The sequence below is a fragment of the Dehalococcoidia bacterium genome (genome assembly GCA_035528575.1).
Lineage (GTDB): Bacteria > Chloroflexota > Dehalococcoidia > E44-bin15 > E44-bin15 > DATKYK01.
Genome location: DATKYK010000040.1, coordinates 22,931 through 39,324, shown reverse-complemented (window position 1 = coordinate 39,324; position 16,394 = coordinate 22,931). Strand labels below are relative to the sequence as shown.

The window sequence follows — 16,394 nt, the reverse complement described above, 5'->3', positions numbered from 1 at the left end:
AATCATGCAATTTCCTCATAGATTTCAAGGGACATATCTCCATCAAGAAGAGGCATTACTGTATCTAACATATCTTTGACATAGGGTGCGGTGCCATGAACCAGTAATGCGTCCATATCCTTAAACTTCTCAAAAACCATCAATGTTGTCGGGTCATCCTGTTTTTTATGGAGGCTATAGACTAATGTTCCTTCTTCTGCTCTTACCTTTGGGAGTACGTCTCGCAAAGCTTTCTCTAGTTTTCCTTCTTCTCCACTCTTGGCTTTGAGTTTTGTAACTATTGCTACCATCATACCTCCCTTTATTATTCCTATTTTCGTATATTTACTATAGCACCGCTCCAGCTAGCATTCTGAGGTTTGTTAATTATACATCATATTTTAGTTTATCGCTCTAGATAAAAGGGCGAGCATATCCTCTCTTTGTCTTACCAACACAACCTCTCGTTGCAATATTGTGACTACTTCATGAACCCCCCACTGCTTCCCTATGTAAGCTACCTCAGTACTGCCTTAGCTACAAAAAGCATACTGGTCACTTTGTAACTGCCATCCATATGGACATTGTCGCACACATGAATCCCCACCCATGCAGAGATACTACTGGCGCTCAGATTACCAGCATCCTCGAGCCCGATGGCCTGTTCCAGAGCCTTACGCGCCTCCTTTACTTATAGCCACCATAAGTAAGAAATGTCATAATGGCAGCAGGCCAGACAAAACTGACTATATTAACCTACTATATATGTTCCAGTGCCTACAGCTACAAGTATCTGTTTATCATTATGTAATTCCAATCGGGTGACCACTATCTTGTTGCCAGCGCGTATAATAGAAGCTGTCGCAGTGAACTCTTTACCTTTGGCTGGTCGTAGATAGTCAACCCGCAAGTCAATGGTTCCAATATTTTTTAGCCTTTTCACTTGTTCGTGAGGGGGTTGATCTTCGACATCCTTTAACCGAGTCCAGGTAATTATATGGCCCCCCATAATATCCATCGCGGCAGCTATAACTCCGCCGTGTATAACGCCACCCCCAGGATATCCGCACAAATCATCTCGCATTGTGAATTTTGCACATATACCTTCAGAATCCAGCATCTCAAACCTAATGCCTATATATTCCTCTAAGGGATGGAGCTTGAGGCCCCTTGTCATCAATATCAGTTGGTCAACTTCACTCATACTACTCATAAATTTCCTCCTCTTTATCTAAGATTAGCTTTATAAATGTGTTGATGGTTCTCTTGACCAGCACCGATTATTGTACCACTTCCTGAGATAGAGCTACCAACTGCGCAGGACGCAAGAGGTGCTGGAGAGGGTGGGAGGGTGACGTGGGTTATCCCAGCCAATCAGATCATGTGGGGCTACCCGAGAATGGGTGGCCCCTCTCTAATATCCCCCATGCAACCTACCTTAATACTGCCTTAGCTATAAAAAACATACTAGTCACTTTGTAACCGACATCCACATGCCTGTTGTTGCTACAGTGCTATAATAGAGCAGGGAGCACAGCCAGGCGGATATAGAGAGGGAGGGTACAATGAAAAACCCGACACTATAACCGATTGGTCGCAGGTTGAAACCACCCGGATCCTTGGCTAGGAGGGTAGCAGTGAGCGGATTATCAGTAGACTGTGATAAGTGTAACTTTTGTGGCATGTGTGTTGCAGAGTGCCCGCCTCGAATTATCGAGATGGAAGGACCGCAGTCTCTGCCTTTTATGATTGAGGATGGCGAGGAACGGTGCATCAAGTGCGGCCACTGCGTCGCGGTGTGCCCCACCGCAGCCGTCAGTATTGACATAATGGACGCGGAGGAGTGCGCCCCGCTGAGCAGGAAACTGCTGCCAACTGCTGAGCAGGTCGAGCTTTTATTAAAGTCACGGCGCTCCGTACGTTCTCATAAGGATAAGCCGGTGCTGCGAGAAACTCTGCAAAAGCTGATCGATATCGCCCGCTACGCTCCATCGGGGCATAATACTCAGCCGGTGCGGTGGCTAATTGTTGAGGACACGAAGGAGACTCGGCGCCTCGCTGGTCTAGTGGCAGAGTGGATGCGCTCCATAGTCGAGGCAAATCCGAAGGTAGCCACCGACTTGGGTTTCGACAGGCTGGTGGACGCCTGGGATAGAGGCGAGGATAGGATACTACGCAGCGCACCCCATATCATCATGGCCCACGCGGATAAGGCGTACGGGCCCCCGGGTGAAACGGCCTGCATCATCGCCATGACCTATCTGGAGCTGGCGGCGTATTCCTTGGACCTGGGGGCATGCTGGGCAGGCTATTTCCAGGTAGCTTGCGGCGCTTACCCTCCGCTGACGGAGGCGCTTGAGCTTCCGCAAGGCCACCAAGTCTATGCGGCGATGATGGTGGGTTATCCTAGGTATAAGTTCAGCCGCATACCCCTACGGAACGAACCGGGGATATCTTGGCGGCGGGCGGCTTGTAAAACCTCAGGCTATCAATAAAGCTGACAGAGAGAGTATATCGCTGCACCGCTTTTTTTTGGCTGTCAGCTTGACAAATTGGATGCATACCAGCAGTATATAAGTATACTGAATGCAATGTCATCGAATTTCCTATCAGAAAGCTGGGACAGGAACTTTGCAAGGTTTTAACGACGAGTATCAGGGCTTACTAGGGGAAATTGGTCTGCAGGGAAGGTATCCGCCCTTCTTTGAATTCCTGGGCATCACGGTTGGGCCTATGGATGCCGACAATATATATATCAAGCTTGCAATGCGAGATGAATTGCGTGGATACCCTGGGAATGGAGCTCTGCATGGCGGAGTTATATCAGCCATGATAGATATAATAGGAGGCACCGTGGTTGCTTGGAAAATGCTAAAGGAAATAAAAGGACAACCCCTGCAAGAACTAGTTAAGAAATTCAAAAACATGAGTACAGTTGACTTAAGGGTTGACTATCTACGGCCAGGTAAAGGCAAGATGTTCACTGCAACTGCTTCTGTACTACGTACTGGTAAAAAGTTGGCGGTCACCCGCATGGAATTATATAATGAAAAACAGTGTCTCATAGCAATCGGCACAGGAACATATACGGTAGGTTAGTATGCTAAGTGCTGTATCTCTGTGATAGCTAGGATAGCCTTCCGAGAAAGCTAACCTTTCACCCCAATCGCCGCCTATAAAACTTCAAGCCATCACTCTAGCTCACAGAGCGAGTATAACGCTGCACCATCTCCAGGCTTCCCACTTGCCTAAGTCTTTTATGGTCACAGTGTCTCCTTGCTTCGTATCAACTCCCCCTTAACCACAAAAAGCATACTAGTCACTTTGTGATGGCCATCCACATGCCTGTTGTTGCTACAGTGCTATAATATCGCAGAGAGCACAGCCAGGCGGATTTGGGGGGATAATAGGAAGGCTATGGAAAGGGGTTGAAGGAGTGGGAGTGAGCCTTGGTTTCGGTATGGTGTTACTAATCTTGGGTTTGTGGCTTCTCTATGCAACCGTACAAATGTTTCCTCTAGGGAAAATGTTACGTAAGCCCCCAAGGAGAAGCACTTGGAATCATGTCTTGATAGGGGCGATTCTCTCTTTTATTGCGCTATGGGGAGGAATATATCTTATTTGGGGGCTAGAATAATGATTCGGCATATTAAGGAATTGAGCTTCCCCAAATGGATAGCCCCTTTCTTGAATATCCCCAGGTGATATTACTTTACACATCGGTTTTTACCCTCAAGTAACGTACAAGGCAAACCTCAAACCGATAGCCCTATTGATTAAGGCACATATCCCCAACGGCCACCTAATACTATATCAAGCTACCACTAAAGCTGCCAGAGCGAGTAGCCCGGGCAGGAGGATTTAGAGATGGTGTAAGATAGATAGTGGCCGAAGAAATTGGATATCCACCTGATGAATCTTAATTTAGAGCTTCTTACAAGAAGGGCCAAGGCAACATGCCTTGGCCCTCAACCATCGATAGCAATAGAGCACAACTCTATTACTACCCAAACTATCCAACATTCACTATACCCCCATGCGCTGTAGTTTGTATGTGATTTTCATCACACTAAATATAATGCACTCTTCACCCCAGCGGCGGCTTATAAAAACTTCAGGCTATCCTCATATTCAACCGACCTGGTGTATCTTTTGACCATCTCCAATGATTCCCATTTCCTTAAGTCCCTCCCATGCTATGTTGACAAGCAAAGAGTTGCGGAGTATTCTCCATTCATGAGAAAAAGAAGAGAGATCATAAAGATGGAGTGGCACTGCCTAAAGCCTTAAAGGAGGATGATAAATATGTCTGTAAAACCTAATTCCACTGAAGATGTCCAAACAATTATAGCTAGATTTCGAGAATATTCCTTTGACGACCTACATCCATTGTTTGAAGAAGGTAAGGCACCCCTTTTTAAAGAAATTGAAGGAGACACCGTAGGAAGCCTTCTGGCATTGAATCCGAAAACAGGGTTGTGGAGAAAGTTAGCACTCAAAATCTTCTTTGATAACCCTTTGGCTCGCTGGAAAGGGAAGAGTTTCATCACTCTTTTCGATGAGGAGAAAAGAGGGAAAGGGATAAATCTATTCCGGAATCGAATTCTTCCTCAACGATTTCCAATTGACACCTATGTTAATAAGTCGCTGACTGACCGGAACCCCTGTCTCTCTATAACCTATCCCCGCTTTCCTTCGCGTATGTTTGGCCTAGTTGACCAACTCAGAAGGATTGATAATGGTGTGTTCCTCGGTCAAGGGCATCATAAACTCCCCTGGGGGAAAGAATACTCTCTCCAGGGGTACTTTGTGCTCTGTGCTTTTACCAAGTCAGACTAGAGTACAATCATTAGCAACAACCTATATATGGGACGTATAATAGCGAAAAGAGCCCAGCCAGACGGATTATAGGAGGCTACTCGAGAATGGGTGCCCCCTCTGTTATAGCCCACATGCCTACGGCCCCCAATCCGCATCCGGCCAACCCGCATCCTTGAGCCTGACGGCCTGTTCCCGCGCTCCAATCACACTGGGATTGACAAACTAAGAATTACGGAGTATTATTCCCTTCCTATGATAGCCTATTGCGCATTTTGCAGAAGCAGCCCTGGCTCACTGCATATAAAGCGAGGGAGGTAATGCCTATGCTAGATAAAAGCTGACTTCTTCACCTGGGAGCGGTGGAGTGGTCGGCTAATTGCACTTAAACAGCCCGATAAATTCGATAGAAAAGGAGATAACTAAGATGGCAAGGTACCTGGTGATTCACACCATAGACCCAAAGTCAGCGACGAGCGTGAACCAAATGACCATCACTAAGGCCACAATAGATAGCTTTACCACAGACGCCTACTGTATTACTACTTGGGCAGCGGTTGGAGCCGGAAAGATGGTCTGCCTATGGGAAGCACCCTCAGAGCAAGCGATAATAGATGCGTGCGCCAAGATGGAAAATGTACCTATAGATGGCATCTACCCGGCGTCAGTAATTGACTGGGCGGAGATGAAGAAAATGCTGGCATAAGGATAATACCCAGCAATAGGCGCACGCATGAATATTATAGTAGCCCAGCCAGGCGGATTATGGGGGGGGCTACCCGAGATGGGTGGCCCCTTTGTTATATAGCAACTCTATTCTAATTGAAAAATGAGCCTGAATAAAGGGGGTCAGGCAACCCGGTTAGCAAATCTCAAGATTTGCTCAAAGAGATTGGAACGAGCTTTTACCATCCTTTCTGCAAATTGATTATCGCTCATTTGATTAGCAATTGTCTCCAGTTTTTCAAAGGTTACGCCGGGGCACAGGTAACTCTCAGCCTGGGGCAAAGATTTCAGCCTTTCATAGGGTGTCCTCACCATCTTATAAGGATAAGTTTTCCTGATCTTACCCTTATGGTCGATAACAGACACCGGGAAGAAACAGGGCCGGTGGAAATTGATATACGGATTTAGATAGTCTCTGTGATACTCATTAAGCAATTCGGCGCATGTTTGTGGGATATAAGCATATCCCAGGTTTTTACGTATCACTGAGCCATTCTTGGTCTCCACCAGGCCATTATCGTCAGGATGCCTGGGCCTTGATCTGGTGAAACGGACCAGTAGTTTGTTCAACAGCCTGGCTACTATATGGTTTACAAATTCTGACCCATTATCAGAGTGAAACCCCCGGATGATAAAGGGGAACTTTGCCAACATGATTTCCAGTACCGGCACCAGATAAGCTTCTGATATCCTTTCCACCGAGGATACGATTTCCCACTGCGCAATCTCATCCACGGCATTGATATGGTATACCCCTTTCTGACCGTTGAGGTCACCCTGATGAACTGTATCTATCCGGATATGACCGGGCTGCCCCTTCGGCTCCGGCTTCGCCCGCTCGCCAATTTTAGATACGACAGGTTTCGTCTTGGTAAATCGTCTGCTCATGCCCCGATAGATGTTACTCCTTCGCAGATTGTATAAATGGGCTACAGACATCCGGGAAATATTCCCGAACTCAGCGTGTCCATAAACCTCATATTCCCTCTCCATGACCTTCTTCGTGGCTGGTCCACTTAACCACTCGTGCAATTCGTCGGTTCTGGCTAATAGCCCCACTTCTGATGGGGTATACTTCCTGGGAAAGCAGTGTCTCCTGTATCGCGTTCTCCTCAACCTCCCCGTCCGTTTGTACTCCGCTATCAGTCTGGATACCTGTGACCTGGAGTATCCTGTAACCTTCTGTATGTACCGCCGTATCACCCCTTTCTCAGCTCTCTTAATACGATGATAGCTAAACCTTATCAGCACCTCCTCTATCCAGTTGTATTTCTCTTTGGCCGTTACGCCCCTGAACTCTACCGCCTCACTCCCCTCTATAAACTGCCTTACTTGCTCTACCGTCTGTAATTGTTCGTCGTTCATGATCAGTCGCATGTCCCAATCATAAACGAGCTGCCTGAATCTCTCAGGCTCATCTTGCGTTAGAAATCGATACTCCCCCCAGGCTCATCTTGTATTGGAAGAGACTGGCTATTGACAACAGCCGCTTATTCGCCTACTATGCCCCAGCATAAATTAGCCTGTGATTTACCCATTCTGGTTAATATGAACTGCCTAGAATGTTAGTTTGACACCTGAGAATAGGAAAGACGCCTGTTTAAGGAGGGAACAGATGCAAAAGTCAATAATTATCATTGGGGCCCGCTTGGCCGGTCTGTTCAAGGAGGTCTGTGATTTGCTGCGCTAGCACAGCGTGTCGGTGACTGCTCGATGCTGTACTTCAGCGAAACGATAGGGGCAATCACACTATTCTCTCCAAGAAAACGGGGGATTGTGAAAGCCATAAGTATCGCTAATCATTTCTACGCTTTCGCACGTGCTTACGGCTCCCTGAGACCGCGTACGGTTGACAATTAAATAAACATAGACTACTATTCACCAACACGTGGTAAAGGCGTATATTTAAAAAGGGGGTAATATCATGAGCATTGGGCGAATAATACTTCTTATCTTCGGAATCCTACTCTTTCTAGTGTCCATACCTCTCCTAATCGGCGGTGGGACCTTGCTATGGGCTGATATGGTATGGACCGATGATGACGGATTTATCACTACCGAAACCGAACAGCTGGCAAGAGATTCCTACGCAATTGTGACCGAGTCTGCCGATATAGATATAGACGATGAATGGCATTGGGGGTGGGGATGGAATATTGATTGGGATTTGGGTGACTTAGTTACCTTCAAGGTAGAAGGCACAAACAATGACGACTCCAAAGGAATCTTTATAGGAGTAGCTCAGGAATCATATCTAACAGGCTACCTAAGCGATGTCGAGTATGACGAGATCATCCACTTTAGCATCCACTCCGATGGCTTCGATGTGGATTATAAAAATCACCCGGGTAATTCCTCACCTACAGCCCCAACCTCTGAGACATTCTGGATGGAGTCAACATCTGGCACCGGAACCCAGGTTCTAGAATGGGAACTGGAGACAGGCACCTATTCGCTGGTACTAATGAACGAGGACGGTTCACGTGATATAGACTCAGACGTGTCCGTTGGTGTGAAGGCTTCCTGGATATTCGGGGTAGGTATTGGATTTGTCGTAGGGGGAATAATAGCGCTGATAATAGGAATCCTTATGGTTATCTCTGCATTACGTGGACGAAAAAGATCGCAACCGTCGTAAACAGTACACATCAATAAAAAAGTTGAGCTGATAAAAGAAACGTAGAACCTACCTCTTAGGTGAGTAGCCCAGCCAGGCGGAATACGGGGGGCTACCCTAAAATGGGTAACCCCTCTCTTTTTGCCCACAGCATTGACAGCCTATGCCCCCGATAGTATCATCACACCTACATGGCAGGAAGTAGGTAATGACAAAGGCAAATATTGCTAAAGTAAAGACAAAAAAAGGTATGTACAAAAAGATGAGCTATAATATGAAGCATATTGTGATCGTGGTTATGGTCCTGGCCTGTATTGCGATCGTGACTAGCGCAGTCTGGATAACTAGTGCCAGCAACATCATGCTAAGTTACCACCGTAGCGGCGGCATAGCTGGCCTTGATGATCAGTTAGTCATTGACGATGGTGGACATTGTGAACTCCAACGCGAACACACTAAAGGAGAATTCACACTTGAGCCGAACCGATTAAAGCATTTGATATATCTTCTGGACGACGCGGACTTTTTTAGTCTAAACGACAAGTACCTCCCTGCTGATACTGGCGCTGATTTTTTCGAATACGTGATTTCCTACAAAGCAGAGGGTAAGGAACATACAGTATATACTATGGATGGTGCAGTTCCTGATGCCCTACAACCTATCCTGGACGAACTGGCCCAAATCATTTCTAGCAATAGCTGAAAAGGCGATGGGAAATTCGCGATGTGTGTAATGCAACGGCAAGCCAGACAAAGGCTATAGCAGGTACTTGTTGTTGCTCAAGTGCTATAACGGCGCAAAGAGCCCAGCCATGCGGGGATTATGGGGGTCTACCCGAGTATGGGTGGCCCCCCTCTCTAATATCCAACCTGCAACCTACCTTAATGCCGACTTAGCTACAAAAAGCATACTAGTCACTTTGTGATAGCCATCCACAGTGTTATTGTTGCACGTATAAGGCTGCCCTGGCTTAGGTTTATCTCAACAGGCTTTGGCCAGCGACCACCGCCGACAAGCTTGGTATGCATGTCAAATGTGGAGCGCTGTCTAGCTCGTTTCTTGGAGTCTTTGACCATTTGGAGAGTCAGCTTCGTGATGAGTCGTCCGCGATGGCTGTATAAGACCGAACTTAAGGGCCGAACTCTGTCCTGGCGATAATGTCATCTTGAATGCGCTTGCCCAGATCCGTAAAGAAGGCACTGTATCCGGAGACCCTGACCACCAAATCCCTATAGTCTTGCGGATGTTTTTGGGCATCTTCCAGCGTTTCGCTGGAGACCACGTTGAACTGCAGGTGCATGCCACCCAAATAGAAATAGGTTTTTACCAACGACGCAACCTTTCCTAGCGCCGCCTCATCCTGAACTAGGGAGGGAAGGAGTCTGAGATTCAAGGCATTCCCATTGGATATTAGCGTATGCTCCAGTTTGGCTGCGGAGTTGAGCACTGCCGTTGGCCCCTTTTTCTCCCGGGCATTTACTGGGGATATGCCGTTTGATAGCGCTTCTCCTGCCATTCTGCCATCAGGGGTAGCACCCAGGAACAGACCGTCGAGGACATGGGTTCCATAGGAGTAGAACGATGGCCTGAAGTGCCCTCCCCTGATGCTCTGGTGCTCGGTTACCTCACGACAGAAGAGCTCCGCAATCTCCTTCGCTATAAGGTCTACATAGTCTTCATCGTTTCCGTACTTGGGAGCTCGGTTGATTAATAAATGTCGCAGCTCATCTTTTCCTTCGAAGTTCGTTTCCAGCAGCTCAACCAGCTCCGAAACGGTGAGCACTCGGTCATCAAAGACGAGTTTCTTGATCGCTGCCAGTGAGTCTGCAGTAGTGCCTAAACCCCTCGCTGTGATTGAGCCGAAGTTGTAGCGCGCTCCACCGTCCGTTGCGTCCCTTCCACTTTCAACACAGCCCGTCAGAGTGGCGGAGACGAAGGGTGCAGGGAATTCTGCCTGGTAGATAGCATCCTTTATGTTCACCGCATCGACTGCCATCTTTACATTGTGCTCTAGCTGCCTGCGGAAAGCGTCCATAACCTCATCGAAGGTCTCGAACCTTGTGGGGTCTCCTGTTGGCAGCCCCTGCCCACCCATCAGGCGATAACCGCCGTTGGTGAGCACCATCTCCAAGACCCCTCCCAGCTTAAGATCGTTGCCACCGGTGCAGGCAAAGGTGTCCCCAGAACCGGTAGGCTCAACGCAGCCAACGATGGCATAATCCCTAGCGTCTTCCAAGCTGTATCCGTCGCTTAGCAACGCTGGAATGACTGCTTCATCATTGTAGAATGCCTGTCCTGAAGTTGACCTGTAGACCCGGCATGCCCTCAGTATGAAATCATCAGAGGTCTTGCTATGAATCCTTATCGCTAGGTTGTTGATTACGGCCTTCAGTTTCTCGGATACTTCCAAGATCATCCAAGACAATTCATTTGTAGCATCCTTACCATCTTTGGTCAGGCCGCCTATGGTTATTGGCTGTGGGCTTGTACCTAGTGTACTGGAAACCTCTATCCCCATTTCAGGCAGCAACAGTATATTAGATGTCAGTTTGAGTTCAAGCTCCTCAATAAGCTCCTGAGCCTCTTCTTTGGTGATTATCCCCTGCTCAATATCTCTCTTGTAGAATGGATATAGATATTGATCTACCCTTCCTAGGGCGAACGTTCCAGCCATACCATAGCTGATTTGGGCAATCACCTGGGTAAACCACAGGCACTGCATTGCTTCATAAAATGTTCTGGGGGGATTGGCAGGAACCCATCGACAATTATCCGCTATTCTTAGCAACTCATCCCTTCTCCTCGGATCTGCTTCATTCTCCGCTAGCTTCATTGCCTCCCCAGCAAACCTGTGAGCGAAGGCGATGGCGCCCTCGGAGCAGATGATCACCGCCTGGAGGAAGTCCGCGTTCTTTCTGTCGTCAGGATTCTCTGTTTGCAGTTTCTCCCAGTGCTCCTTTGACCTCTCCTTGATTCCGCTGAAACCCTGACGCATCACGTTCCCATGTCCCAGAACCAGATGCCCTTGGACATCGAATATATCCATGGCAAGGTTTGGGCAATTTCTACCGATTTCGCCGAGGAGTTTTACTTTCATTAAGCCCCTTTCGGCCCACAGGGTAGCTTTCTTGTCTCGAATCGTTTTTCCCTTCCAGTAGGGCAGGATTTCCTCCCTTAAGACCCTCCTATCATCCTCGCTTATCATAAAAGGGCGTTTCCTCTTTCCCATCGTGTCCATATCCATCTCGAGGACAGCACTAATGTCACCGCGCTCTATAGGGATGACCCCGGCCAGGCGCTTGCTTGTTCTATTGCCAGCAATGAGATCCTCTTCCCAGATGTAGATGGTCATCTCGGCAAGCGTCTTAGCCAAGGCCTTTGCCGCCCTTACAGCTGATGGCTGCCCCTCCGTTTCCTGATAGCTCTTTGTATAGAGGCAAGCCCTCTCGATACAGACCTCGTAAGGGGAGGAAAGCAGCTTTTCCTTCATCCGTTCGATCCTAGACCGAGTTGCCCCCGACGTTTCCATCTTTTTACCTGCCATGGCCCAGCGGCTGAAGCCTAATGGTACGGCTTTGCCCTCTATGTTCCTTACGGTATTATATCACCAATTGTAGTAGAATATCGTAAGGCGTACGGGGTATAGTGGGTAAGACCAAGCTGGCTCAACGGATTTCGAAATAACTAAGTTCCTCCATTTACTGCTAGGGGAGACTCTGCTTGGTGGATGTAGAGGAGGTGATGTCTATTGACAGTAGAGTGTCTCAGTATGACGTCTCTGGGCAGTACCAACTTTCCCAAACTCACTAAGAGGTGGGAGCCATCTCCATCGCAACCTAGTTTCAGACTTCACAGTTGGGCGTTATGTGTCATTTATGCCGCGGCGATACTCCGCAGACTACCAGCATGATACCATACAGCAGTGTCTTATCTTATCAGCACAACCTAGCTTTCCAATTTTGCAACTCCTTCATGAACTTCCAACGCCTCCCCCTGCAACCTACGATAATGCCGCCTTCGCCACAAAGCATACTAGGCACTTTGTAACCGGCATCCACAGGCTTATCGTTGCATACATGAACCCCCACCTGTGCAGCTATTACGGCCGTATGGCCAACCCGCATCCCTGAGCCCGACACCCTGTTCTAGTGCTCTCACCTCATACGCCGGCTCCAGTTAATAAAGGAGGAAATCGTCAGGTTACAATCCTATGTTTTATTGTCGAGAACAAGCTATAATGGTGCCATCTTTGGGCAGAGCTCTGCACCATGAGGTAACCGTTATATCCAGTGCCTAAAGGTCCCATTTCTGCAAGATAACATACAAATGGTCGATAATTGCCGTAAAAACTGGATTAATATAGAAGGATTTTTTGTAGCATGCACAAAGCCATGCAATTAAGGATCTTGTGCCCGAACTGCAAAACAGGCCAACTGTCCCTTGAATCGAAGGCCGACGGCGAGATTCATTGCACAGATTGCAGTGCCTCTTTTCCAGTGAAGGAAGGTGTGATCGGCCTCCTGCCCGCCTCATCACGCCAAAGAAGCCTCTCGCAGTCCCTGATGGAATGGAAACCGTTCATCGAAATATACGAGAGCCGATGGTTCCGCAAAGGCCCGGGCTTCTCTCTCATCTCAGGAATCTCGTTCGACAGGGAATATGAGATGATCATCCAAGCCGCAAAACTCGAAGGCGATGAAATCCTTCTGGATCTCGGTTGCGGCTCAGGAATCTACTCACGATCCTTCGCTAAAAGGCTGAATCGCGGAATGGTGGTGGGATTGGACCTATCCGTCCCGATGTTGAGCTATGCGAGTTCTCGGGCACGAGCTGAAGGGCTTGATAACCTCCTATTCATTCACGGCAATGCATTGGATCTCCCATTTCCAGAAAATGAGTTCGATGTAGTCACTTGCTGCGCGACAATCCATCTATTCCCTATTCCTGATCTTCTAAGAGTTCTTAAAGAGGTTAATCGCGTGCTCAAACCGGGCGGACGCTTTACGACCGCCGCTCTGAGGAATTGGATACCGGGACAGCTTTCAAAGAAGTTCGTTAACCGGTACTATCAAAAGGTGGGGACTAATTACTTCCATCCGGAGGATCTGGAGTCGCTCTTTCAACAGGCGGGGCTGAACAATATCGAATGCCACCACGCCAAGCGCTATTGGTTGGTCATGAGTGCGTTCAAGCCATAGCGTAAAAGGTAAAAAGATATACCCTCACTTCTTGCTGGTCGGGAATCTTGAAATATTGGTCTTTCGAGTTGCAGGTGAAGGCTCTTGATTGTAATAACCAATATTTAAAGTTGCATTTGGCAACAAGTGGTGCTATTGTGCTGAAAACTCCTTTTCTATCACAATGTTGCAGGAGCGGAGGTAAATGGCCAATTACATAATCGCCCATGATGTGGGGACGAGCATGAACAAGGCAGTTCTGGTGGACACGGAGGGTAAGGTGCACGGCAAATGCTCCGAGCCTTACAGGGTCCACTACCCGAAGGCTGATTGGGCTGAGCAGGAGCCCGAAGATTGGTGGAACGCGGTAACCAGCACCACCAGGCGTCTCCTGGAAGAGACAGGTGTTTCCCCAGGCGATGTGTTATGCGTTACCCATAGCACGCAGATGCTCGGCATTGTGCCTATGGATTCAGCGGGGATACCGCTCAGGCGCGCAATTATCTGGCTTGACAACAGGGCTTGCCGGCAGGCGCAGAGGGTGATGAGGAGGTTTATTAACGCTCGTATTTTCGCACTGCTGGCAGGCGCCACTTTGTGCGGAAAGGATGGCATACCTAAATTGCTCTGGCTCAAAGCTGAAGAGCCCGATATATACCATAAGATGCGTTGTTTCCTCGATGTCAATGGCTACCTCGTTTATCGGAGCACCGGCAACATGGTCATGGAGTGGACCGGCGCATCCGTCTTCGGAATTGACCTCAAGAAGAAGACCTGGCTTAAGAGCATCTTCCGCTATGTTGGGCTTGACCCTGCGAAATTTCCACCCCTGGTGCGTTCCATCGACCAGGTCGGAGTCCTGTCGAGAGAGGCGGCCACCGAATTTGGGCTGCTGGAGGGGACACCGGTTATGGCTGGCGCAGGAGACGCTCCCTGTGCCGCCGTCGGCTCAGGCGCGGTCGCTGAAGGTGAAGGGCATGTCTATCTCGGCACATCCGGCTGGGTAGCAGTGGTCACAGAACGTAAACTGCGGGGTAAATGCGGAGCGGCAACGATACAGTCTGCAGACCCAGAGAAGGCGTTTCTGTTCGCTGAGACGGAAACTGCCGGAGCCTGCCTTCAGTGGGTATGCGATGAGCTATACACATCGGAGAAAATAGACCCCAGGATTCCCGACACCTACGCCTTCTTGGACGAGAAGGTCGGCGGGGTTCCCCCGGGTTCCGACTACCTGATATTCACGCCGTGGATGTATGGAGAGAGGGCACCCGTGGGAGACTGTAACGTTCGCTCCAGCTTTCTTAACCTGAGCGCTGACCATACCCGTGAGAACCTGCTGCGTGCCGTCTACGAGGGAGTGGCCTATAATATTAGATGGATCGTTGAAATTGTGGATCAGCGATTCAAGTTTTCCCTTCCCAGTCTCCGCGTCGTAGGCGGAGGGGCGAGGAGCAAGCCCTGGATGCAGATCCTGGCAGATGTGACCCGAAGAAAGGTTGAGGCTGTCCATGACCCTCAGGAAGCAGGAGCGGTCGGTGCTGCTCTCATAGCAGCAGTTGGCCTCGGGATATATCCTAGTTTCGATACTCTGAAGAACGTGGTGAAGGTAGAAAGGGTCTTTTCGCCGCAAGAGGAAAACTACCAGATCTACGACTTGCTGTTCCATTCATACCAGGAGGCATACGGAAGCCTTCGACGTTTCTACAGGCGACTCAATGAAAAGAGATCGGATGAAGCGCGTTTGTGCAAGGAGGTATCTAAATGAATGTAGATGAAATCCTGGGGCTCCCTCTGGCATTACCTGATGGTGTGGATTATGATGAATATCTTATCGCCACCTATCTGGCCTCTTTCCCAGCAGAAATGCCTATTCCGCTTCTATCTATGGCCCTCGCTGTCGAGCAGAGCACGGGCACCTGGGTAGCCGTTCCGGGTGAGACCCCGGAAGTGCGCCGCCACCACGTGGCCAAGGTGCTCGGCGTGTACGAGGTGCCGGACTACGAGTTTAGCGTGCCGCCGTCTGTGGAAACCAGGAACTGGATTATCCAAGTAGCCTATCCCGAGGTTAACATAGGCTCACAGATACCGATGCTACTGACATCTGTGGTGGGAAATATTTCAATGGGTGGGAATATCAAGCTGCTGGATATCCGATTCCCCGAGAAATTTGTCGCTGGGTTCACGGGGCCGAAATTTGGCATCGCAGGCATTAGAGAAATCCTGGGGATCCCGAATCGACCCTTGCTTAACAACATGATAAAGCCGTGCACAGGCTATCCGCTCGAGGTTGGAGCCGACCTCTTCCGGCAAGCGGCTATGGGGGGATGCGATATCATCAAGGATGACGAACTGATAGCCGACGCATCATTTAATTCTGTGGAGGGTCGAGTTAAGCGATACATGGAGATCGAGAGAGAGGTCTACGAGGAGACCGGTGAACACACCCTGTACACTGTGAACATAACGGACAAATTGCCAAAGGTTTTCGACAATGCCAGGCGCGCCGTAGAGTTGGGATGCAATGCGCTGATGGTAAACTACCTGGCTGTTGGACTGCCTGTTTTACAGGCCCTGGCAGAGGATCCGAGCATTAACGTGCCTATCCTTGCCCACATGGATGTTGCCGGCGCAATGTATATGTCACCTCTGCACGGCATGAGCTCTCACATCGTACTGGGGAAGCTGCCGCGCCTTGCCGGGGCCGATGTAGTCGTTATACCCGCCCCCTACGGGAAGGCCCCGGTAATTCCTGATAAATTCAAGAATGTTGCCAAGAACCTGACTTTCCCGCTATACCATTTAAAACCGACCTTCCCAATGCCGTCCGGTGGTATCACGCCATCCATGGTGCCGAAAGCGATGGCAGACCTTGGGAATGACATCGTTATAGGTTCAGGAGGCGGAATCCATGCCCATCCTCAGGGCCCGATTGCCGGGGGGAAAGCATTCCGCCAGGCAATCGATGCAACAGTAAACGGAATCACCTTGGAAGAGTATGCCAAGGAGCACCCGGAGCTGGATGTTGTACTCAAGCAATGGGGCGACCCGTTTGGCAAAGGCATTACTGTTTAGGTAC

The 16,394-nt window shown here is 49.0% G+C and carries 13 protein-coding genes; 9 read left to right on the top strand and 4 right to left on the bottom strand.

The window, feature by feature from the left end; genetic code table 11:
• Positions 1–2 precede the first annotated feature (2 nt).
• Both VMX96_09840 and VMX96_09835 read right to left on the bottom strand, forming a co-directional pair.
• Entirely contained in the window at positions 3–293 is a 291-nt protein-coding gene (locus VMX96_09840) for a putative quinol monooxygenase (protein ID HUU64199.1), read from the bottom strand.
• Positions 294–730: 437 nt separating this feature from the next.
• Positions 731–1,192: a thioesterase family protein gene (locus tag VMX96_09835; protein ID HUU64198.1), complete on the bottom strand. Its 462-nt coding sequence runs from the start codon at positions 1,190–1,192 to the stop codon at positions 731–733.
• Positions 1,193–1,616: 424 nt separating this feature from the next.
• On the opposite strand from VMX96_09835, the gene VMX96_09830 reads away from it, so the two are divergent.
• The 4 genes from VMX96_09830 (at position 1,617) to VMX96_09815 (ending at position 5,503) form a co-directional block, all read left to right on the top strand.
• Positions 1,617–2,474, top strand: a complete 858-nt coding sequence (locus tag VMX96_09830) for a nitroreductase family protein (protein ID HUU64197.1) — start codon at positions 1,617–1,619, stop codon at positions 2,472–2,474.
• A 136-nt stretch (positions 2,475–2,610) separates the two neighbouring features.
• Positions 2,611–3,078, top strand: a complete 468-nt coding sequence (locus VMX96_09825) for a thioesterase family protein (protein HUU64196.1) — start codon at positions 2,611–2,613, stop codon at positions 3,076–3,078.
• 1,206 nt (positions 3,079–4,284) lie between these two features.
• Positions 4,285–4,818: a hypothetical protein gene (locus VMX96_09820; GenBank protein HUU64195.1), complete on the top strand. Its 534-nt coding sequence runs from the start codon at positions 4,285–4,287 to the stop codon at positions 4,816–4,818.
• A gap of 406 nt (positions 4,819–5,224) precedes the next feature.
• Complete coding sequence (locus VMX96_09815; protein HUU64194.1) at positions 5,225–5,503, top strand: nickel-binding protein; 279 nt, start codon at positions 5,225–5,227, stop codon at positions 5,501–5,503.
• 143 nt (positions 5,504–5,646) lie between these two features.
• Here VMX96_09815 and VMX96_09810 read toward each other — a convergent pair whose 3' ends face one another.
• Positions 5,647–6,888, bottom strand: coding sequence for a DDE-type integrase/transposase/recombinase (locus VMX96_09810; GenBank protein HUU64193.1), 1,242 nt, complete (start codon positions 6,886–6,888; stop codon positions 5,647–5,649).
• A 559-nt stretch (positions 6,889–7,447) separates the two neighbouring features.
• Here VMX96_09810 and VMX96_09805 point away from each other — a divergent pair.
• On the top strand, positions 7,448–8,161 hold the full coding sequence (locus tag VMX96_09805) for a hypothetical protein (GenBank protein ID HUU64192.1): 714 nt from the start codon (positions 7,448–7,450) through the stop codon (positions 8,159–8,161).
• Positions 8,162–8,348: 187 nt separating this feature from the next.
• Positions 8,349–8,843 carry a protealysin inhibitor emfourin gene (locus VMX96_09800; GenBank protein HUU64191.1) on the top strand — a complete coding sequence of 165 codons (495 nt, stop codon included), beginning with the start codon at positions 8,349–8,351 and terminating at the stop codon, positions 8,841–8,843.
• Positions 8,844–9,270: 427 nt separating this feature from the next.
• On the opposite strand, the gene VMX96_09795 is transcribed toward VMX96_09800, so the two are convergent.
• Complete coding sequence (locus tag VMX96_09795) at positions 9,271–11,670, bottom strand: formate C-acetyltransferase/glycerol dehydratase family glycyl radical enzyme (protein HUU64190.1); 2,400 nt, start codon at positions 11,668–11,670, stop codon at positions 9,271–9,273.
• An 850-nt stretch (positions 11,671–12,520) separates the two neighbouring features.
• On the opposite strand from VMX96_09795, the gene VMX96_09790 reads away from it, so the two are divergent.
• From VMX96_09790 to VMX96_09780, 3 genes are all read left to right on the top strand, one after another.
• Positions 12,521–13,339 (top strand): class I SAM-dependent methyltransferase, encoded by an 819-nt coding sequence (locus VMX96_09790; GenBank protein HUU64189.1) that lies wholly within the window; start codon positions 12,521–12,523, stop codon positions 13,337–13,339.
• 184 nt (positions 13,340–13,523) lie between these two features.
• Complete coding sequence (locus VMX96_09785) at positions 13,524–15,083, top strand: FGGY-family carbohydrate kinase (protein ID HUU64188.1); 1,560 nt, start codon at positions 13,524–13,526, stop codon at positions 15,081–15,083.
• The gene (locus VMX96_09780; protein ID HUU64187.1) at positions 15,080–16,390 is read left to right on the top strand and encodes a RuBisCO large subunit C-terminal-like domain-containing protein; all 1,311 of its coding nucleotides are present in this window, start codon (positions 15,080–15,082) and stop codon (positions 16,388–16,390) included. The genes VMX96_09785 and VMX96_09780 overlap by 4 nt, the downstream gene beginning before the upstream one ends.
• The last annotated feature ends 4 nt before the right edge of the window (positions 16,391–16,394 follow it).

Excerpts from the sequence above, each read along its gene's own strand:
- VMX96_09840 (HUU64199.1), bottom strand. The coding sequence starts at position 293 with ATGATGGTAGCAATAGTTACAAAACTCAAAGCCAAGAGTGGAGAAGAA.
- VMX96_09835 (HUU64198.1), bottom strand. The coding sequence starts at position 1,192 with ATGAGTAGTATGAGTGAAGTTGACCAACTGATATTGATGACAAGGGGC.
- VMX96_09820 (HUU64195.1), top strand. The coding sequence starts at position 4,285 with ATGTCTGTAAAACCTAATTCCACTGAAGATGTCCAAACAATTATAGCT.
- VMX96_09815 (HUU64194.1), top strand. The coding sequence starts at position 5,225 with ATGGCAAGGTACCTGGTGATTCACACCATAGACCCAAAGTCAGCGACG.
- VMX96_09810 (HUU64193.1), bottom strand. The coding sequence starts at position 6,888 with ATGAACGACGAACAATTACAGACGGTAGAGCAAGTAAGGCAGTTTATA.
- VMX96_09805 (HUU64192.1), top strand. The coding sequence starts at position 7,448 with ATGAGCATTGGGCGAATAATACTTCTTATCTTCGGAATCCTACTCTTT.
- VMX96_09800 (HUU64191.1), top strand. The coding sequence starts at position 8,349 with ATGACAAAGGCAAATATTGCTAAAGTAAAGACAAAAAAAGGTATGTAC.
- VMX96_09795 (HUU64190.1), bottom strand. The coding sequence starts at position 11,670 with ATGGAAACGTCGGGGGCAACTCGGTCTAGGATCGAACGGATGAAGGAA.
- VMX96_09790 (HUU64189.1), top strand. The coding sequence starts at position 12,521 with ATGCACAAAGCCATGCAATTAAGGATCTTGTGCCCGAACTGCAAAACA.
- VMX96_09785 (HUU64188.1), top strand. The coding sequence starts at position 13,524 with ATGGCCAATTACATAATCGCCCATGATGTGGGGACGAGCATGAACAAG.
- VMX96_09780 (HUU64187.1), top strand. The coding sequence starts at position 15,080 with ATGAATGTAGATGAAATCCTGGGGCTCCCTCTGGCATTACCTGATGGT.